This window comes from Candidatus Scalindua japonica (assembly GCF_002443295.1).
Taxonomy (GTDB): domain Bacteria; phylum Planctomycetota; class Brocadiia; order Brocadiales; family Scalinduaceae; genus Scalindua; species Scalindua japonica.
Genome location: NZ_BAOS01000011.1, coordinates 1 through 20,962 on the forward strand (window position 1 = coordinate 1; position 20,962 = coordinate 20,962).

A 20,962-nucleotide genomic window follows, 5' to 3' on the forward strand; every position below is an offset into this window, starting at 1 on the left:
GCGTGTAGTCGTGGTGTCTATCATATTTTTTGGCACTGATTTTGACTGTCTCTGAGACAGTCATAATAATGTGTTAAATTTATCTGTTTGAACTCTGTATATTTTCTACCCTTTTGCTTCTCACTATTGCTGGCAATTTTAGTGTAACACTGTGTGGCCTTTGTAAAACAGGACTTTCGCCCTATTGCAATAAATCTTTATTCGGCCTTCGCCTCTTTTTTTTTATCTCCGACCACCAGACGTATTTTGTAAAAATTAGGGTTGTAATTTGATGAATAAATATATATACTGATTATTATAAATATGATAGAATTTATTCTTTTCGGCAATAGCATACACCAAATAGCCTGTATTTAAGCTATTGTAGCAGTACGGACAGTTGTCTATTGCTATTATTTACAGTATTTATTAATCATAATTGGGCCCTAATGAAAGAATGCCTTGACCTTGTAGAATATTTTAAAAACCCTCCTTCACAACGACAGAAACAGTACGATGCCATACGTGCTATTGTCCTTGAAAAGCAATCAGTTGAAATGGTTGCAAAAAAATATCATTACAAACGCAGCACGATCTACGCTTTGCTAAGAGATGCAAAAGCGAGAAAAATAGAACTTTTTCCGGTTGTGCAAAAAGGACCACAGCACAAACGAACTCCCTCTGACGTGCAGAAAAAAATCATTGCCTATAGAAAACAAAGGCTTTCAACCCCTGATATTCAATTCCGTTTAACACAAGATGGCATTGATTTGTCAGTAAGCACAGTAGAGCGTATTTTAAAACAAGCCGGCTTTGGCAAGTTAAAGCGTAGAACGAACAAGGAGCTCGGAAAGACTCGTGATGGAAAGATCATAGCGGAACGCACGCAAGAGTTAAATTTTACTGAGCTTGAGAAATTCCATGTTGACTGTCCCAGTGTGGGGGTATTCTTTTTTATCCCCTATATTTTAGAATCCGGCATACTGGATTTAATAAAAGAGTGTAAACTACCCGAATCAAGCGATATTGGAGCAACTCAAGCCTGTTTATCAATGTTACTTCTCAAATTAATAGGCGGCAAACGGCTCAGCCATATTGGCTCTTATGATAAAGAACCGGGGTTAGGGGTTTTTGCCGGGTTAAACATCCTCCCGAAACCTACGTATATGTGTACCTACTCTTGTCGTTGTTCTGAACAACAGTTAATGGACTTACAACAAAAAGTCGTATCGCTTTTTCATAAAAAGTATCCTGCCTTTTATGGAAACGGGTTCATTAATCTGGATTTTCACTCAATCCCACATCATGGAGATGAATCAGAAATGGAAAAGGTTTGGTGCGGAGCGAAAGGCAAAACGATGAAAGGGGCTAATACAATTTTTGCTTCTGATGGTATTAGCAATGCCATTGTGTATACGAGGGCAGATGTATTACGCAGGGAAGAGGCCAATGAGATTAATAAATTTGTAGAGTACTGGAAAAGCATAAAAGAGAATGTTGCGGAAACACTGGTTTTCGATTGTAAATTTACAACATATAGGATACTCGATGATCTGACACAGAGGAAGGTGAAGTTTGTAACCCTGCGGAAACGTTATGCCAGATTGATAAAAGAAACCAGGGAGTTGCCCAGAGGGGTTTGGAAAAAGATTTACGTGCCTATTCCAAAGCGAAAATATAAAAGAGTATCAGTTTATGAGAGCCAGCTCAGGTTAAAGGATTGCAAAAGCTCATTTCGTCAAATAATAGTAAAAGATCATGGCCGCAGCGAGCCTACTTTTATTGTGACAAACAATACGGAATTGCCCCTTCAAAGTATTTTGGAGGTGTATGCGAAACGTTGGAGGATAGAAAACAAGCTTGCAGAGTTAGTGGCGTTTTTCAATCTTAACGCCCTCTCTTCACCACTGATGATTCGGATACATTTTGATATTTTATGGTCAATGATAGCAGATACATTCTATCACAGGTTAGCAAATGATTTACGAAGATTTGAAAATAATCTTGCACCTACAATCTTTAAGAAATTTATTGATGTGCCCGGCAGGGTAGTCTATGATGGCAATAAGTTTTTGATCAAAATAAGAAAAAGAAGTCACACTCCTGTGCTGCTTGGGGTAGAAAAATTACAATCGCCTTTTCACGTGCCATGGCTTAATGGAAAAACTATAGAAATTATTTGGACTGCTTGATTAGGGGAATATTGTGATTATTTCAGAGCCTGTGAAAATCGGTGTTAAAAGCTCCTAACATTTACTTTTATATTTGTTCTACAAATTAGTGAAACTATAAGTCTGCCCAGTCTATTGCTAATTAGTTTTATACGTGTTTCTTCAAAAATACTTGATAATATATTTATTAACGAAAAGAGTAAATATTTATCATTATATTGATTACTTATAAGTTACGTATATGGCTATATTACGCTTCAAGAACGGTTATGTGCGTGATAAGAAAGTTCATATGTTTACCTCCCTGTAAAACAAACTTTATTTAAAACAACTTATCCACCTCATCCTATGTGGTATAGTCTTTATGCTGTATGAATTGAATGAATTTGAATAATAAACCTATATATTGTTGAAATCAAGATAAAAAGAAGTATGATATCTCAGACTAACTGCCTAATGTCGCTTGATATGAGTAGGAAAATATAGATTTTCCATAAACGTGGATAACTCAAAAAATAGTTACTTCACCCACACCCCATCATGGTGAAGTTGATGCAACTATAACTCGTACAAATTGATACAAGATGAGCCAGTTCAAATATAATTAATTTTAAGCTTCTTTTTGTAAATGCTCAATCTGTACTAAATATTCGTAAGTAATTCTAGTGAAGTCGTTATATTCCAGTTTAGACGGTATCGGCAAACGTTTCTCCTTACAGGTTTCTTCTAGCCTCTTGATAAATTTAGAATATAAATCCCAAATATACAGCCCACTAGGTAAAGTATCTTTTACATAAAAAAAACCGTTGAACCAATTTCTTATTTTTATCATAGCTTCTTTTGCCTTATTTTGATGAGATTGTATATCATGATTTTCCAAATCAGAAATATATTTCTTGTATAGTGTCGGTCGAGTCTTGTTTTCCCCATTTACGATAAAACATTCTTTTTTTTCTTCCCAAATTCTTTAGCACCTAAGAAAATACCTAATTCTAAAGGCATATTGAACCTTGGGAGTGCTTTATGAGAATGTGGCCTAAATTTTGAAATATCATGAATGGCTAATCCACACTCACTGATAATATCATATATTTTTCTCATCCTTGTTATGCCAAAATCAGTGGATTCCAGCGTGCATCTTGGTTTAAACCCACAGTATATTGTTGTAAATATTATTGAATGAAATATTTTTGTGAATTGACTGTCAAATGGACAATTTATGAAAACATTAAACCTGTATTCGTTACTCTGTCTAGAAGTGCTCATTTGCCCTCGGAAGGATATTTTTTTATTAATGCATTTATTATTTTTGTACCCACTCCAGTTGGTTTGTGCTTTGGCTTTTTAATTACCCATTTTCTAATCAATTGTTTTTTGGCATCTGATACCTCTTTTCCAACACCAGTTGATTTGAATTTGGTAGCTTTCCTATTTTTTGGTTGTTTCCTCATTTAAATTAAGTTGCAACTATGGTAAAATGTTGCTTTTAAGTTATAATTAACAAAGTAACAATATGCTACTTGGCGTGTTCAGCTATAGTCTAACACGTATAATGCTACATATCAAAATACTTTTTATTGACAACCTAGCGTGTTTGTTTTGCAATCTTTGTCATTATCAATATTTCTTAAATTAATGCAAACAAATTTAGACAAATAAACATATGAGTGTTGGACATTCACTCACAGTATTTTCAGACTTACCACCTAATTACGCTTAATATTTCTATGTACTTTAGAGGAATGAAAACAAACTTGGCTTATGCAAAATTTTCGACGTTTTTGAGATGGACTTACATTGTGCATGTGGGATTTAGATGTTTCCGTTCCACCATTATTACCACCTTCTCCATAACATGATCAAACTTTCACATGTTACTACCTCCTTATAAATGCAACTTATGCAAAATGGTTTTCTCTTGTTATGTAATGGTAATTTTTAGGTGTCCAAAATAGTCATTATTTTCAACAATTACCAATTTATCCAACAGCACTTAAACCTTGTCAAATTAACCAGTTATTTGCAATACATGGACTTAGCAAAAACCTTATTAGAGAGCTCATAACCCGGAAGTCGTAGGTTCTAATTCAGTTCCAGCTACTCTCTACTTTATTAAGCCATTAATAATAAAAGGCTGAGTAAATGTCGAAGCGAGGATTCAAACCCCTTTAGGGTATAATAAAAAAGGGGCATAGCAATTTGCTCACCATACCCCTTGAAATTTTGGTCACAAAATGGTCACACTTTTCAGGATTTCACTGCCTACCACTTGCCGTAAGTCCTTGTTTGATAATATGGGCGATACTGGACTCGAACCAGTGACCCCTTGCTTGTCGAGCAAGTGCTCTAGCCAACTGAGCTAATCGCCCAAAATTTTCTTTCTAAATCTCCTGCCGGCAGCAGATTTTAGATTTTTTTGTGATTTTAATCTTAGCAAAGACTGAGATAGTGTCAAGCAAATTCAAAAGTGTTTAAGCTTCTGTTGTTTATATTAACACTATTGAACCGTCTGCGCTAGAAGGCGCGTCTGAGGCTGGCGAAGGGAATTGCCGGGCAGGCACAAAATAGACATCTATAATTATAATGGAAAAATATTATTATAAAGAAAATGTTTAGATTACCGATAAGTAAGATATCTGAGAAATTTGCCAAGGCAATATGGCAAGCACACATTGCTTTTTATCATTATCACCTTTAAAGAATAAGGACACAAGAAATGGATATTGATCAGGAAGAGTACGTACAACTTTTTAAGTCTATTAAAAATGGGATTGAACTTCTGGAAGCAAACGATCCGGATAACGAAAACATTGATGAACTGAAACTCATACTATCTGATAATGTTTCAAAGGACGGTAAAATCTACAACAGATCTTCTTTAATGAATAAAAACTTTCATCTTTTCTACTCAAATTATAAGGATTGTATGCATAAATACGAAACAGGCCACTTGTACAATTAGTCTTTAAATGATGAATTTTATTACCTAACTGTCTCTAACTGCAAAACCAGCAGAGACTGATCCCCGCGAAGATTGTCCTCGTGTTCACCCGAATCAATTCTCTGGCCAGTCAAACGCACATTCAGGCAGGAACGAAAAAACGGGAAAACATGCGGGAATGACATACTTACACTGATGTAAATTGATATGCGCTTTTATCAATCAGAATTAAACTTTGTGCTTTCAGGATTCCACATTATATGTACTCATAATAAAAACACAACCCAGATTAGAACTTTGGATTTCCTTTCCGAGTAACTTGATGCTCTTTGTACTCTCTGTTTCCTCTATCGTCACTATGTCTCGGTGGATTCATTATATCAATTAAATTCGCATATTTTCCTCCTGCGACTCTTACCTTCTGCTTTAAAACTGTTTTGTCAAGCTGCAGCCTTTTTATCTCATCAACATCCAATTGTAAAGCCTGATAGTATCCATTCATATATGCTATCACAAGTTCCTTGCGTTTAGAAGGTGATAATTGTGAGTATGTGTAGTTTATACACAAGGAAAAAAGAATTATTACCATAAAAATGATGATAATTAACTGTCTTTTTGAACGCACTTCAACTCCTTCAATTAAAATATAAAACACGGTTTGACATGTATCTGTAACCTGTCTAATGCCTAATTCATTAATATTATTCTATTTCAGTCTTAAACGAATAGGCAATTTCCTTAATGCGAGTAAAATGTAATTCTTGATATTTCTCATCATCAAGTTCCCTGCATACCGACTGAAGCTCTTGTATCTGTTTTCTCCAACTCTCTTTTACATTAATAATATCAACAAACAGTTGCTTGAATTCATCCTTGTTTCTCAGTCGACTTACCTGACTCCTCAAGTCCCCCTGTGCCATCTCATCCAGAAGCCGTCGCATGCGGTAAACTGCTCCAGCCATTCTTTGAGAAATAATTAAACTGAAGAAAAAAGTAAAAACTATTGTGACCACCAGGCAAATCGACATTACCGGCCATAAAAGGTCTAAAAGAGAAGATGTTTTTACAACTTTGCCATCTGGAAGACTATCTAAAAAATCAAATGGAATTGGCTGTACAGCAGAAATCTGCAAATCTCCATATTGATAATAGACAAGAACAAGAAAAGAGAGAGAACCAATAACTATGGACGCTGCCAAGATTGCAAATTTACTTATCAAACGATATTGAAATCGACTATCTACAATATATTGCCGTCTTTTGTAACTTCCCTTACCCATTTATCCTTCCACTTTAAAGTTATTAGACCATATAATTGTTAAACCGGAAAAAGCAACTGATATGCTCTGATGCTTGCCGATAGAAAAATTTCTTAATAAACAGAATATTACAACATGTTGCAATTATGTGTAAAATATAAGCAACTTCAGTACCGTAGTACCAGCGACTCCAACACAAAATTTTGCATACTTGTTGTATCAATCTAAGACAACTGCAGTTAGGATATTCTGAAGAACCGATATAATTTATTTTTAGTTTTATCCGTGCCATATTTTAAATCTGGTATCACAACCTAATGCGAAAAAAGTGTTTAATTATAAAACAGAAAAAATGATATCCTGAATGATTTTCTTATTAACTACCTGTATTCAGGAAGAGACACAGATATCAGATAAGCTCGTCCCCGTACCCACCCGGATGAATCAGTTTGCCAGCCTGACAATCATTCTGGCAGGGGCGGGAAAACGAAGAGGAATTCGGGTATGACAAAAGCAGTTTATGCAAAATCTTAACCTGACACTACTGAAGAATTATGAAATTCACTTTCTTGATTGGATTTTATATATAAGAAGGCAGGCTGCTTTTGTTTATGAAACAGGGGTAATGGTCCAAGTGGTAGTTATAGTAGAAGAGAAGAGTATCAATACCTGTTCTGGTACGCCTGACATGGTGAAACAGACAAACCGGAACTGATGATTCGTACTTCTGCCAGACAGTTAGACTGTCGGACATACAAAATAGCAGTAGTTCCACTTGGGCCATATGGAATGAAAACTAAAGGTGTATTGTAATTGTTTCGTGATATTGCTTAAACTTCAATACATTTCAAAAAAGTAGAACTTTATCATCCTGCTGTTCGACAGTTCTACTGTCGAACAGCAGAGTGTTACCCACTACTAAGTCATATTATTTATATGCAGTCAAGAAGCTTCTTCTAATCGCTTTTCCAAAGCGTCTATCTCATCTTTAAGCCCCTGAGGCAATCTATCACCGAATTTTGCAAGGTGCTCCCTTATTAAAGGCACCTGCTTTTTCCACTCTTCCGGATCTACTTTTAACAGTTCATCTAAATCACTGCCTGAGATATCCAGACCGTCAAGATCCAGTGCGTCCCTGGTTGGGACCCATCCAATAGGTGTTTTTTCGGCCTTTCCTTCGCCGCAGACTCTTTCAATTACCCATTTCAAGGCACGGCTGTTTTCTCCATACCCCGGCCACAGGAACTTACCGTCTTTTCCCTTACGGAACCAGTTTACGTAGAAAATCTTTGGCAAATTATCCGGATCAGTCTTTTTCCCCATTTCCAACCAATGTTTAAAATAATCTCCCATGTGATAACCGCAGAATGGCAGCATTGCAAATGGATCGTATCGCAGCTCTCCAACTTTACCGGCAGCAGCGGCAGTTTTTTCAGATGAGGCTATAGAGCCAAGGAAGGTCCCATGCTGCCAGCTGAATGATTGATGTATCAGAGGCACAACACTCGGCCTTCTCCCACCAAACAAAAACGCTGAGATTGGAACTCCTTTTGGGTCTTCCCAGGCAGGATCAATTACAGGATTTTGACATGCATGTGCCGTGAAGCGCGCGTTTGGATGTGCCGCAGTAGTACCTGACTCAGGCGTCCATTCATTACCCTTCCAGTCTGTTAATTTAGCAGGCGGCTCATCTGTCATCTCCTCCCACCACACATCGCCATCTTCCGTATAAGCCACATTGGTAAATATGCTGTTTTCCTTCATTGTAAGCATGCAGTTTGGATTAGTTTTCATTGATGTTCCCGGAGCAACCCCGAAATAGCCGGCTTCCGGATTTATTGCGTATAGACGACCATCTTCACCAAATTTCATCCATGCGATATCGTCGCCTACACACTCTACTTTCCAACCGGGAATAGTCGCATTCAGCATCGCCAGATTTGTCTTTCCGCATGCACTCGGAAATGCTGCTGTAATATATTTTTTCTCTCCACCGGGAGGTGTAATGCCTAGTATAAGCATGTGTTCCGCAAGCCAACCTTCCTCCCTGGCCATCGAAGAAGCGATACGTAAAGCAAAGCATTTCTTTCCTAATAACGCGTTTCCACCATAGCCAGACCCGTATGACCAGATAGTTCTTGTTTCAGGGAAGTGAGTAATATACTTGTTATCGGCATTACATGGCCATGGAACATCCTTTTGGCCTTCTTCCAATGGGCTACCGACAGAGTGAAGGCATGGGATAAAAACGCCATCTTCACCTAAAACATCTAATACCGCTTTCCCCATACGTGTCATAATTTTTAAATTATTTGCAACATATGGAGAATCTGTAAGTTCTATACCAATATGGGCGATTTTTGAACCTAATGGCCCCATACTGAAAGGAACAACATACATAGTACGCCCCTTCATGCAACCGGTATAAAGCGCAGTCATTTCTGCCCTCATCTCATCCGGATCACACCAATTATTGTTTGGGCCGGCATCTTCCTTGTTTTTTGTACAGACAAAAGTCCTGTCCTCTACACGGGCAACATCTGCAGGATCTGAAATTGCCCAATAACTGTTTGGCCTTTTTTCATCATTTAATCTAACATATGTACCGCTCTTAACGAGCATATCTGCCATTTCATCATACTCTTCCTTGCTGCCATCACACCAGACAACCTTATCAGGTTGACACATCCTTGCCATCTCGTCTACCCATTCCAGAAGTTTTTTATTATTAGTTAGCGGGGTTGTGCTGCCCATAGCGTCTCCTGTCTACATTATAATAATAAGATTAGTTAATAATTTTTATGATATAAGATTTTGAAAACCAATTGGGTATTGTAAAACAAATCACCATTAAATTCCAACCATTTTTTCTGTTTTAAAATCATACTTTCCTGGTGCAAATCATTTGAAATATTATATAATCAAAGTTGAAAGTGCTTAGTTGGTTTTTCCACCTGAATCGAATAAGCCTGCCAAGTTACACGCTGAATATGAATTCCTTATACAATAAAAATCTTTTATTGAATCAAGTAAAATGAAAAATGTGTGTGTGTATTGTGGATCAAGGCCTGGAAGAAAGAGTGACTACTCACTGGCAGCCAGACAGCTGGCACGTACCTTGGCAAGCAGAAATATCGGGCTGGTTTATGGTGGGGCCAGCGTTGGAATAATGGGCGAATTAGCTAATGCCATCCTTGAAGAAGGCGGAAACGTAATCGGCGTGATACCAAAGGGACTATTTAAGAGGGAAGTTGCGCATGCCGGCCTTACTGAATTACGGGAAGTTGGTTCTATGCATGAACGAAAATCATTGATGGCGGACCTGTCTGATGGTTTTATCGCTTTGCCCGGAGGGTTCGGTACGATTGAAGAGATCTTTGAAATTATTACATGGTCACAGTTGGGGATGCACAGGAAGCCTTGCGGCCTGCTCAATGTATGCCACTATTATGATAACTTAATTCGTTTCCTTGATCATGCTGTTACAGAGCAGTTCATAAAAGCTAAGCATCATTCCACAATATTAATAGATGAGCGCCCGGATGTTTTGTTGGATAAATTCGAAGCATACAAAGCGCCTGAAACCGCGCAATGGATTGATAGAAAAACAATTTAAGCTGCTATCACCACAATAACAATCCTCTGACTCCTCGTCCGAGCCGGTACGGAGTGTAAAAGCGTATCAATCTTAGATTTTCTCATGTATACTTGTGTAAAACACTATGAAGATATATTTACTTACTTTTCTTATACTCTTTGTCACAATTATTGTGATATTAAAATTAATCACATCACCAACACCAGTAACTACTACTCAGAATCCACCTGGTTTTAAGAATTATAACACAGAAATCTCAACACATCGAAATCGAGACAAAGCATATTATGAGCAAAGTACAAATTCAATAATAGACGACAGAAAATTAATAGCTTTTGCAAAAGCATTTGTTGCGGTACAATCATACATGAATAAAGCTGGTAGTAAGGCAAGTTATAAAGAAACGAGCAAGATTGTTCAAAGCTACGGTTTAAACGTGGAAGATTATACAAAGATAGCATCAAAAATGAATGAGAGTTCAGATTTCCAAAACAGAGTTCAGAAAATGATTAATGACTCAAACTAGCCTGACATCTATTTCAATTCTGATGTTTCCCTTTTTTTACCGACAGGAAGGTGTCATCTTCAGGTATTCTAAACCTGGCTGCCTGACCAACTATGCGATTCTAATTACTGGCAACTATACCTCACTGAAAGGTCTAAAATGAAAACGAAATATATCAAATATACATTAATAATACTTATTTTTATATTTTCAATAAACAAAACAAGCTACGGAATTGGAAAAATTGTAAACTACTTTCTGGACGACCCGAATGCCTGGAATGATACAATGCGGGTTACGAGCAGCACACCAACAAAGATTGTAGTGAAAGATGGTACGGATGGATTGGTTTTTAAACTTACAGATTTGACCGTAGGTGATGTTGTTGCGCTAGTCTTTCTGGAAACAAAAAAAGTAGCAATATTTAACAGCAAGAACATTTGTGATGCCAGTGACAAACTGATACACGGTAAAAACAAAATTGTGTCTGTTATTACAAAGAACTACGGTAATCGCAAAAAATTCTACTATCAATTTTTATTGCAAAAGACAATTAATGCAGTAACCATTGATATATACAACAATGGAGAAGCAGTTCTTGAAAGTAGATACGATGGCACTAAACCGGTTGGAAACATGTCGGAACTGTCCGGCATCAAACTGTTAGAGATTGATGTCCGTTAACGATTTATAAAACACATCTGCTAAAATAACAATACTTAACCTTATCAATTATAATCTGAAGTGGATCCCCATTTATATAAGACAAATAAAATATAAATATTTAAAAATATTGTTGGAATTATACGAGTTTTAGCGTTAACATATCCATGTTCAAGTAAGTTGTTTTCCAAATGACACTTGCTTTCAGGATAACAACTGCATGTAATTGTATATTTCTACATTATTATTTTTGAATCTGAATAGTTGGATTGTTTCACTGACAATCTACTTTTTCTGTCCCGTTATAATTCTTGATAAAAATAGAATAATAGTTTATATCGCTCTATTAATCACATGAACAACAAAGAAAAAGTATCTTCTGAAAACAGAAACTCTGTAAGAATTCCAGACTCCTTCATAATCAAATACAATGTAATTACCCAGAAGGAGTATGATAAGAAAGCCCCTCTTTATATCAGCCGTCGTACATTAAACAGGTCAACAGCCAGGAGAAATGAAGTAGAAAAATTTGATTTTGACTGGTCTCATATAGAGGATGAAGTAGATTTCGACCCGGTACTGGTCAAAATACTGTTTTATCTGGATCAGAAGATTGACAAAGTTATTGCTAATCAGGATAAAATACTCAAAAAATTTGATAAAGTAGAGGAGGTACAAGATGAATCTTCGGCAGGAGAATGTATTGATATAAGCGGATCAGGTGTCAGCATGCTCGTTTCAGAAGAGTTAAATCCACATGCTTTATTAGAGTTGATCATTGACCCTCCTATTAATCCTCCTAAACAGATTATACTCTTAGGAAAACTCACAAGGATATGCCAATCAAATGATAATGAGAACAAGAGCTTTGAATCGTCGGTAACATTTACTGCTATTAATGAAGATGATAGAGAGGATCTGATAAAATACATCTTCCAGAGACAGCGTGAATTGATTTCATCCAGAAAGAGAAGTGGTAATCTTTCTCCTGATACTTAACAAGTATCGGATAGACAGATCAACACTTTGACCGCCTTTTCATTAACCAGTCAGAAAAAATCTCCTTAAAGCATTCTTATATGTTTTTCTTCCCATTTTCTGTACTGAAATGCCATGTATAGCCATTAACATTTCCATTACAGACAAATAATGTATCCACTGTTAACGTAATTTTGGCAGGAATTGGTCGTGAACTACGCCAGGATAACCGTTAGAAAATATAATCTACATATTTATTACGAGGTAACAAACAACGGAAAAATATAAAAACACGAAAAAGATTGACGTTGTCCACACATTTGTATTTTTCATCTTGCGTCTTTCATCTTATTTTAATATCATTTACGTCGTTTACAACTGTAACACCCTGCGTGTAAGGAACATTGCAGGAACATTCTTAGCAAATATCCAACCTCCATTTATAAATTTTTTTATTACATTTACGCGATGAGCTCTATTTCAAATATTATTAAAATGTCGCAAAGCATAATGTACTGCCGATTTGCTCAAGATGCTGTGGATTGCATTATCACCCATTCTATCGCTCCGGCAAAAGCTTAAAAGAAACAGCAAATTAAAATACTATGAAATGGTATAAAATATTTACACCTGAGTTAAAGGAACTTATTGAAAGCAAAAACCTGAAAGGATTAAGCCTTTTATTAAGGGAGATACATCCTGCGGATATAGCAGAGATAATACGGGAACTGGAACCAGCTGAAAGGGTTATAACATTACGTGTTCTTGATAAGACAAAGATGGCTGATGTTTTTTCCCTGTTGGACCCTGAAGAGGAAGAAGAGCTGCTCGGATTCTTTACTGAAAGTCGGGCAAAAACGATCTTGCTTGAGATGAGTCCTGATGACAGGACGCAACTCCTTGACGAACTTCCCGCTTCAATGGTAAACAAGCTTCTCAAACTCTTTCCAATAGAAGAGAGAGAGGAGACAAATATCTTGCTCAATTATCCACCTGAATCGGCAGGAAGGATAATGACTACGGAATATGTAGATTTGGGAACGCAAATCACTGTTTCAGAAGCATTAGAACATATAAGAAGGACAGGCCCTGATAGAGAAACAATTTATACGTGCTATGCAATAAATGAACACAGGGTGTTGTGTGGTGTTGTGTCACTTAAAGATATAATTCTGGCAAAACCTGATCAGAAAATCAGCCAAATAATGAGTGAAAAAATTTATAAGGTCAATACAACCGATGACCAGGAAGAAGCGGCCAAAGCAATCCAGAAATATGACTTTCTATCTCTTCCGGTTGTGGATAGTGAAAATCGACTTGTTGGTATTATTACGGTTGATGATGTTCTTGATATAGTAGAGGATGAAGCCACAGAAGATTTTCATAAGATGGCTGCTATACAAATGCCCGAAGAGAGATATTTTCGCGCAGGATATTTTAAGCAACTGTCAGGAAGAGTTGGCTGGCTATTTGTCCTTGTCCTGGCATCTACTATCTCAGGAAAGGTATTACAAAAATATTCGTTGGCCCTCAGCTCAATAATATCGCTCGCATATTTTATACCCATGCTGATGGGAGCAGGCGGCAATATCGGCTCTCAATCATCTACGCTCGTAATAAGAGCCCTGGCTACTGGAGAATTAGCATTAAGACAATGGTGGAAGGTACTCGTGAGAGAGACTTGTGCCGGTTTTGTAATTGGTTCAGTTCTTGGGACTACTGCATTTTTTATAGCAATAATCTTACTCCATAACACATTGCTGGGAGTTACAGTAGGGATATCAGTAGCCACTGTAGTTACTGTAGGAAATCTCGCAGGAGCCGCCACACCACTCATTTTCAGCTACTTTAAGCTTGATCCTGCAATTGTATCAGCACCCCTTATAACCACAATTATAGACGTAACCGGAATAATTATTTACTTTGAAATTGCGAGAAGGATATTAAGCATATAAATAAAGAACTCTTAAATATACGACCGGACACTACTGATAAATGACAATCTTTTTTACTTGGTTACGTTAATGGACATAAACTTTTTTAATTCGTCCATAATACTGGATTTAAGATTTTCAATGAACGCCTGTCCTGTTTCTCCATTTGATAAGGCACTTTGTACACCTTCTGCTGACGATATATTATTTAACGCTTCAATAAAATCCTCTGCTCCTGCGGGCGTCACACCTTGAACAGGCGTATCAGTTGATTGCGACAGTGCATTCGTAATGCCGGATAGATCTATACCAGTAAGCAGGTTTTTTATTTCCTCTATTTTTTGATTATTTTCATGAGACGTAACATTAGCCAGACCAAAGGTGTTTTGTTCTGAATATTTACGTTTATTCAGTCTCGCATGTACATTGTTTTTCGAAGCATTTCTCATACTTTTTGAAACCGATTCTGCCGAGTTAAAATGGCCGCGATGTTCATTATCAACAGGTCCAGAAGGTCCAGTAGGTAGACTTTGTTCCGTCTCTACCAGGTGAAGAGCGCCACCACTATCACCTTGATTATAAAAGAACCCGTAATTTCTGTTTTTAAGTATCTTTGCTATACCCATCTGAAGTGGAATGTCTCGAAACTCTATTGTTATCTTCTCCTTACCTCCATCGAAAACCCAACCCTTTACACCACTTATCCTCACAACCTCTTGCATAATATCCTCAATGGAAACATCGTTTGCCCGTACGCTTAAAAGATTTTTATCAAAGCAAACTAGTAAATCATCAGCTTTGTCTGAATACGCTCTCTCATTTTCAGAGTTAACAGCAACGTTGTTTAAATCCTCTGAAATCGCTTTGGTTGTGTAGCAAAGAATGGTTATAACAACAACACTTATTATTCTCGCGTACATAACGATAGCTCCTTAAAAACATTTATATAAGATGAATTAATCATGAAGTATAATTTATATTTATTGTAATACACAAAATACACAAAATAAATGTACATATCAAAATATATCAACAGTTTCATATCAGAAAACGGACGGTCACGGAGTAATCATAGTATCCACACAGAATTCCTGTCCAGTTACCGGGTCAACAAACCTCGAACCTAATGTGATGCCGGGAGGTAACAAACCAAGAAAAAAGATGGGAAATGTAGCATTAAACGAAGGCGGCAGTTTAATAGCCCCGCCTGAACCCAGATTTATAACAGGAATCTTTGTACCCGCAATTTCGGCCCAGAATTTCCACTCTACAGGCAGATTTTCAGGATAATCATTGCTTATATGAAAACTGAAAGAACCATTAGTTTGAGGAATAAAATCGCCGGTAATATCACTAAACGACCAAGCGCCAAAGTTACCGGTATAGTCGTTTCCAGGGAAAAAATTCAGGGTATGAGAACCCTGCATTAGCAGCTCAAAAGTACCATCACTGCCAAAATCAATAGAAGCGGTAACTACATTTGCCGTACTGACATCAAGCCTCAAGGTTACCTCTGTGATACCAGCACTCCCCAGCACTGAATTAGTAATATTTGAACTGCTGATATTGCTTTCCAAGCCGTTTAATTTAGAATCGAAAATTGCAATAATATTGCCGGATGGCATCTTTTCCATGCCAAGAACTACTGATTCTGCAGAAGATGCATTGTCAGGTAATGGTATTTCGAGTATCTGTATACCAAAACCGGTATTCACATTCATTCCATTTGTAAGTTTGAATTTACCCTCTACTCTACCTCCTGTAGCAGGCTTGATAAATGGCGTGGCAGTCTCGTTAGTTGCCCCAATCATGCGAGAGCCAGAACCATTGACATTCCATGCATCGTTACTACTAAGGTTCAGAAGACCACCGTTTTCTGCCGTTGGAGAAAACGAAGAATGAACACCGTAAGTCCCAGGACCACCTGGGCCACTGGGAGGCTCCAGGCCATCATCAAATTCATCATTAAGAGTATTTGGAGTACCTAATGTACCACCCACCTGTGTAAACCTGTCAATGTCATAATAGAAATGTGTACCACCATATGAAACATGACTACAAACAGCTATTACTGCAAAAAAAAGGCAGAATAAAAAAAGTAACGATCTCATAGTATTTTTCTCCTTCTTAATACTCAGATATAATTTTACAGAAGAATTCTCTACTACATTAATGAATTTAGATTATTACAAAAGTTTTATGCCTTGTGATATCAGATACATTGGATATAAATGTCACAAAATACTCTTTTATCATATATAAGATAAGTGTGATTGCTCCCAATCTATGCCTCATTTTAATCGGTTTCTATCTTAATTCAACCAAAATTTTCCCATTTCCACTCTAAAATATATATGATTTACAAATCAGTTCGGTAGAGACAATACAACTGCCCAGTCGTACCATTTCAAATCCAAAACGTCATCAGGTTTATCATCTATGATTATAAACCATGCCCATATGCCGGCTGGCAATGGAAAGGTGAATAAATTTGTATCCGACAAGTTTATCAATGGAATATCGATTCCTGATAAAATCCTAAATGTTCCATATGGCGACATTACACCTAGCCACAATTCCACCGGCAGACCAAGACTGTCTCCGGCATCAATAGATAAGGAATAGGTAACATTATCGTTAGGACTAACAGAGACCAAGTCATCATTTCCATTAACTTTAATTTTAACACTGGGCGGTATTTGACCTGTTTGATACCAGAGGATTGCCATATCATTCTGTAACGAAGGCTGGTTAAATGAATATTGCTGCGCAAACTGCTGGTCCCGTTGCATACCTATTGTCGCTGAACTTCCATTATTATAATTAGCATTTCCAAAGTCTACATCAAGGTATTGCATCAGGATGTTTTCTGAATTTTCATAGAAAACAATCTCAAAAGTAGCAGCTCCAACTCTGTTATAATGAGGAACCTGATTATACTGGACGATAAGCTGCCTGTTGGGTGCCGTACCACGAACTTCCCAGAAAACCATATTACTCCCGGATGGGTTTAAGTCATCCCAGAACAACGCAATAAAAGGAACAGATGTGTTACTGTATGGAAGTGTGCTATTAGAGTATTGATTGCCAAAAGAATTATTGTCAAAGTATATCTGTCCGTTAGAACCAATTGAAATATTGTTATAGATTGCCTGACTATTGATACCCGTACCATAAAAGGCTATTGGAAAAGGTATCTGAAAATGGGCAAAATCGTCATCACCTAATGGAACAGGTGTTCCTGTACCGCTTATATCTATCCAGTTAAAAACAACCGTATCATCATAATGGTAACCATCAAAGGACATTACATCTCCATTTATTAATAACTGATAGTTGTTTGTGTTATGCACAGCATCAATAGTAACCGTCAGAGCAGTTACTGAACTCGGCACCCAGGTTCCTGTATATACACCATCATTGGCTGTTACATCAGGGGCCACCCCATTATCTAAAAGGTTAATCTGCCCTCCTGTACTGCCAAATGTGGCTGTCACCGCAGCACCTTTCAATAGAGCGCATGCAACCAATTTTGTCTTAACTATGACATCTTCTCCAACAGTCACTTCAAATCCGTTTTGTAAAGAGGAAGTCAACTGTGGATTACCCGCATCACAGTTAATAGCATTATTTATATTTAACCGCCCATCTGTTAGCGTTTTTCCGGTAAGATTCTGCAGAACATCTACTGTAGATAGAATGGTTTCTTTTACGTCAAGGTAGCTGTATGAAGGGTTTTGTGCCCAAACTAATGCGCACGCACCACCAACGTGTGGAGCGGACATAGATGTGCCGCTGAATGTAGAATAGGTGTTTCCAGGAGTGGTGCTTAAAATAGAACTCCCCGGCGCCGCCAGGTCAACACTGGTTGCTCCATAACTTGAAAAACTTGAAAGCCTGTCATTTCTGTCTGTTGATGCCACCGCTATGATATTAGGTAGATCATAGCCTGAAGGATAAGACGGGGTAGTATCATTATCATTTGAGGCATTGCCTGCCGAAGCGCAGAAGAGTATTCCCGCGTCGCCTGCAGCCTCTATAGCATCATGAAGACCCTGACTGAAACCTCCGCCACCCCAACTGTTATTCGACAGTTTTACGTCAATACCATTATTCTTAAGCCATATGAGATATTCAAGACACTCTATTGCATCTGATGTCGAACCTATGCCGAATGAGTTCAGAAACTTACACCCAATGATTTTAATATCCCAATTCACACCAGCGACACCGATACCGTTATTACCTTTGGCTCCTATGGTGCCTGCAACGTGAGTACCATGATTGCTGTTATCCATTGAATCACCGGTACCGAGAATGGAATTAATCCCGTGAATATCGTCAATATATCCGTTGCCGTCATCATCAATTCCATTTCCGGGTGTTTCACCCGGATTAATCCACATATTTCCAACCAGATCTTCATGGTTGTAGTCAACACCGGTATCTATAACCGCCACTATAACGCTATTACTCCCTGTTTCAGAATTCCATGCTTCAGGAGCGTCAATATCTGCATTTGGTGAACCTCCGCTTTGACCTATATTATTTAGCCCCCACAGATCAGGAAATCGTGGATCGTTCGGAATAGCATCTGCATGAACAATATAGTCAGGCTCTGCATACTCTACCATACCGGATTGATTCAATTGGTCACAAATTTCTTTAACACTTTTTTGTTTATCGACTAATTCAAGCACACAGACACCGGTACAATTAAATGTTTTTAAGATATTTATTCCGGCGTTTTCTATGACACCACCTGCAGATATACCAGCAACCTCACCCTTGAATTTTACTATTATACGGTCCGGATTAAAGTCTATACAACTCTCAGACTTATGAGAAGACGTGCTGTCCGACAAGTCTGCAAAGGATACATTAAGGAGTAAACAGATAAAAAAGAGTGTCGCCGCAATGAACACATTTCTTTTATAAATGGTATTAAGTAGAGTAAGCATAAACCTGGCCCTCCCCTGAGAAAAAAGATGATAATATAAGAATACAGATGTCTATCATTTTGTGATTGTGCTTATTTATAATCTATTAATATCGGCAATTTACCGCTTATTTATTTACCCGCAGCGCCTTTTTCTTGACCAGGAAAAGTGTTCGTGCTGACCGTATGATCTACCTCAGCATACTTCACTATACCAGAATTGTTTAATTGTAGACATATTTCTTTGATAGTTTTTCGACTATCCGTAACTTCAAGAACACATATACCTGTATACTCAAACGTCTTAAGCTGTCTTACTCCCACATTTTCAAGAACCGCAGCTATGGAAGCATCAGCTACACCATCCTCGAACTTTACCATTATGCGCGGTAGATTTGTCTTCGCCCTTTCCTCAAGTTGAACTGAAGGGTCAACATCTGCAGAATCAACGCAGGATGTACTCAGAAATGATGGTAGTAGTAATATGGTGACAAAAAAGACAATTTCTTCTATTTTATATAGCTTATATACCATGAATGATCCAAAACTCCCATCGCATGTTGCAGTAAAAATCAATTTATTATAGCCAAACCAAAGCTGTTAGTACTCATGGTTTGCTCTTGTATTTAGTATTGCCAATATTACTATAGAACACTACCAAAACTTTTAGCAAATTAAAAATCGCTCAACTATTAATTTAAGTCTACAGACAAATTAATTTGAAGATTCCATATATATATGAGAAAAAAAGCGTTTTATGACACTTTTAACGCTATAACATCTTAACTAACTTAGGGTTAATCCATGTAAACAGTACTAATTATTGCCAATTTTGAAAAAATTAAATTCTAACTATGATTTTATTTGAAAATTATAATAACCTGGTATATGATACGCGATTTATATACCTTATTATATAAGATAAGATGTCTTCTTTCCATTTCTAATCGCCAATGGGTTCCCAAGTAATTGCAAAGATTTTTTGCATATTCTGTCAAATGGGTAACAAGCCTATTGTTTACTTTTTGGGTGATGAACCGGAGCCGCTCTATCAGAAATATCAGTCTTAGATTTTAAAAATCTGAGAGGAATGCTAAGCGAGGTTGGTTTCTTTCCAAGTTACAGGAAAAAATCTTTGCAAACCTCCTCTCCGGCTGTTAACCTCAATAAATTGTATTTTTTTATATTGTTTATTATTATAATCAATTATAATATTGATTCTTTGATGATAAATGTGCCTTTAATTATTTGGTCATTTTTTAGCATAGCTTATGGATAACAGTAAACTTATTAGAGATTTTGCGATACACAAAAACGTATCTACGATAGACGTTCCCTTAGAACTTGAATCAGGCGCGAGTAGCTTTTTTTTGATAACAAAAAGATGTTTAGATATTATTTTGAGCCTTTTAGGCTTAATAATTTGCTTGCCTCTCTTTCCAATCTTTGGTTTTATCATAAAGATTGGATCAAAAGGGCCTATATTGTTTCGGCAAAAAAGGTTGAGAATAAACGGTAAACCTTTTATTATATACAAGTTCAGGAGTATGGTAATCGACGCAGAGGAAACTAAATCTTCTCTTTACAGCAAAAATGAGGTAAAAGGCCCTATGTTTAAGATTAAAAAAGATCCACGCCTTACAAAATTCGGTAAAATTATAAGACCATTAAAACTGGATGAGCTTCCTCAATTTTGGAATGTACTGAAGGGGGAGTTGTCTTTTGTGGGCCCAAGGCCTCTGGCAGATGAAGAGATGAGATCTAATCCTGAATGGCGGGAAATGAGACTTAAAGTAAAACCCGGAATTACGGGAATGTGGCAGGTGGAAAACAATGACTATAGATCTTTTGATGAGTGGATACACTGGGATACCTACTATGTGACAAATCAGTCTCTCATACTTGATATAAAAATCCTTTTCAAAACAATTACTAGTTTGTCAAAATTGATTTTTGATAAAGATCATTGAGCAAATGTAACTCTTCATTCTTATT

19 protein-coding genes and 1 tRNA gene are annotated in these 20,962 nt (G+C 37.2%); 10 read left to right on the forward strand and 10 right to left on the reverse strand.

All coding sequences use genetic code 11. The features are described 5' to 3' along the window. Nucleotides 1-428: 428 nt before the first annotated feature. Nucleotides 429-2,171, forward strand: a complete 1,743-nt coding sequence (locus SCALIN_RS06935; protein WP_096893728.1) for a transposase — start codon at nucleotides 429-431, stop codon at nucleotides 2,169-2,171. Between the two features lie 909 nt (nucleotides 2,172-3,080). On the opposite strand, the gene SCALIN_RS06945 is transcribed toward SCALIN_RS06935, so the two are convergent. From SCALIN_RS06945 to SCALIN_RS06955, 3 genes are all read right to left on the reverse strand, one after another. Continuing rightward, entirely contained in the window at nucleotides 3,081-3,416 is a 336-nt protein-coding gene (locus SCALIN_RS06945; RefSeq protein WP_096893732.1) for a hypothetical protein, read from the reverse strand. Next, on the reverse strand, nucleotides 3,413-3,601 hold the full coding sequence (locus SCALIN_RS06950; protein ID WP_096893734.1) for a hypothetical protein: 189 nt from the start codon (nucleotides 3,599-3,601) through the stop codon (nucleotides 3,413-3,415). Before SCALIN_RS06950 ends, SCALIN_RS06945 begins: the two co-directional genes overlap by 4 nt. Nucleotides 3,602-4,445: 844 nt before the next feature. Then, nucleotides 4,446-4,519 (reverse strand) — tRNA-Val (locus SCALIN_RS06955). 347 nt (nucleotides 4,520-4,866) lie between these two features. On the opposite strand from SCALIN_RS06955, the gene SCALIN_RS06960 reads away from it, so the two are divergent. Then, complete coding sequence (locus SCALIN_RS06960) at nucleotides 4,867-5,112, forward strand: hypothetical protein (RefSeq protein ID WP_096893735.1); 246 nt, start codon at nucleotides 4,867-4,869, stop codon at nucleotides 5,110-5,112. A 268-nt stretch (nucleotides 5,113-5,380) separates the two neighbouring features. On the opposite strand, the gene SCALIN_RS22030 is transcribed toward SCALIN_RS06960, so the two are convergent. Next, nucleotides 5,381-5,593 (reverse strand): hypothetical protein, encoded by a 213-nt coding sequence (locus SCALIN_RS22030; RefSeq protein ID WP_162532192.1) that lies wholly within the window; start codon nucleotides 5,591-5,593, stop codon nucleotides 5,381-5,383. A 199-nt stretch (nucleotides 5,594-5,792) separates the two neighbouring features. Continuing rightward, complete coding sequence (locus SCALIN_RS06970) at nucleotides 5,793-6,371, reverse strand: methyl-accepting chemotaxis protein (RefSeq protein ID WP_096893737.1); 579 nt, start codon at nucleotides 6,369-6,371, stop codon at nucleotides 5,793-5,795. Between the two features lie 343 nt (nucleotides 6,372-6,714). Here SCALIN_RS06970 and SCALIN_RS22035 point away from each other — a divergent pair, with 343 nt between their 5' ends. Further along, complete coding sequence (locus SCALIN_RS22035) at nucleotides 6,715-6,858, forward strand: hypothetical protein (RefSeq protein ID WP_162532193.1); 144 nt, start codon at nucleotides 6,715-6,717, stop codon at nucleotides 6,856-6,858. A gap of 12 nt (nucleotides 6,859-6,870) precedes the next feature. Continuing rightward, complete coding sequence (locus tag SCALIN_RS06975; RefSeq protein WP_096893739.1) at nucleotides 6,871-7,065, forward strand: hypothetical protein; 195 nt, start codon at nucleotides 6,871-6,873, stop codon at nucleotides 7,063-7,065. A 227-nt stretch (nucleotides 7,066-7,292) separates the two neighbouring features. Here SCALIN_RS06975 and SCALIN_RS06980 read toward each other — a convergent pair whose 3' ends face one another. Beyond that, a complete protein-coding gene (locus tag SCALIN_RS06980) occupies nucleotides 7,293-9,104 on the reverse strand; it encodes a phosphoenolpyruvate carboxykinase (GTP) (protein ID WP_096893740.1) in 1,812 nt (603 codons plus the stop codon). Nucleotides 9,105-9,384: 280 nt separating this feature from the next. On the opposite strand from SCALIN_RS06980, the gene SCALIN_RS06985 reads away from it, so the two are divergent. The 5 genes from SCALIN_RS06985 (at nucleotide 9,385) to mgtE (ending at nucleotide 14,049) form a co-directional block, all read left to right on the forward strand. After that, a complete protein-coding gene (locus tag SCALIN_RS06985) occupies nucleotides 9,385-9,966 on the forward strand; it encodes an LOG family protein (protein ID WP_096893742.1) in 582 nt (193 codons plus the stop codon). Nucleotides 9,967-10,072: 106 nt separating this feature from the next. Next, a complete protein-coding gene (locus SCALIN_RS06990; protein ID WP_096893744.1) occupies nucleotides 10,073-10,474 on the forward strand; it encodes a DUF4168 domain-containing protein in 402 nt (133 codons plus the stop codon). A 138-nt stretch (nucleotides 10,475-10,612) separates the two neighbouring features. Next, the gene (locus tag SCALIN_RS06995) at nucleotides 10,613-11,137 is read left to right on the forward strand and encodes a hypothetical protein (RefSeq protein WP_096893746.1); all 525 of its coding nucleotides are present in this window, start codon (nucleotides 10,613-10,615) and stop codon (nucleotides 11,135-11,137) included. Between the two features lie 333 nt (nucleotides 11,138-11,470). Continuing rightward, entirely contained in the window at nucleotides 11,471-12,115 is a 645-nt protein-coding gene (locus tag SCALIN_RS07000; protein WP_096893747.1) for a PilZ domain-containing protein, read from the forward strand. A gap of 584 nt (nucleotides 12,116-12,699) precedes the next feature. Continuing rightward, nucleotides 12,700-14,049: a magnesium transporter gene (gene mgtE, locus SCALIN_RS07005; protein WP_096893749.1), complete on the forward strand. Its 1,350-nt coding sequence runs from the start codon at nucleotides 12,700-12,702 to the stop codon at nucleotides 14,047-14,049. Between the two features lie 53 nt (nucleotides 14,050-14,102). Here the strand turns inward: mgtE and SCALIN_RS07010 are convergent, their stop codons facing one another. The 4 genes from SCALIN_RS07010 to SCALIN_RS07025 form a co-directional block, all read right to left on the reverse strand. Further along, nucleotides 14,103-14,948 carry a hypothetical protein gene (locus SCALIN_RS07010; RefSeq protein ID WP_096893751.1) on the reverse strand — a complete coding sequence of 282 codons (846 nt, stop codon included), beginning with the start codon at nucleotides 14,946-14,948 and terminating at the stop codon, nucleotides 14,103-14,105. A gap of 138 nt (nucleotides 14,949-15,086) precedes the next feature. After that, a complete protein-coding gene (locus tag SCALIN_RS07015; protein ID WP_096893753.1) occupies nucleotides 15,087-16,139 on the reverse strand; it encodes a hypothetical protein in 1,053 nt (350 codons plus the stop codon). A 255-nt stretch (nucleotides 16,140-16,394) separates the two neighbouring features. After that, the gene (locus tag SCALIN_RS07020) at nucleotides 16,395-18,989 is read right to left on the reverse strand and encodes a S8 family peptidase (RefSeq protein WP_096893755.1); all 2,595 of its coding nucleotides are present in this window, start codon (nucleotides 18,987-18,989) and stop codon (nucleotides 16,395-16,397) included. 110 nt (nucleotides 18,990-19,099) lie between these two features. Continuing rightward, entirely contained in the window at nucleotides 19,100-19,501 is a 402-nt protein-coding gene (locus SCALIN_RS07025; protein WP_096893757.1) for a S8 family serine peptidase, read from the reverse strand. A 737-nt stretch (nucleotides 19,502-20,238) separates the two neighbouring features. Between SCALIN_RS07025 and SCALIN_RS07035 the strand changes: the two genes are divergently transcribed. Next, nucleotides 20,239-20,937 carry a sugar transferase gene (locus tag SCALIN_RS07035; protein ID WP_096893761.1) on the forward strand — a complete coding sequence of 233 codons (699 nt, stop codon included), beginning with the start codon at nucleotides 20,239-20,241 and terminating at the stop codon, nucleotides 20,935-20,937. The last annotated feature ends 25 nt before the right edge of the window (nucleotides 20,938-20,962 follow it).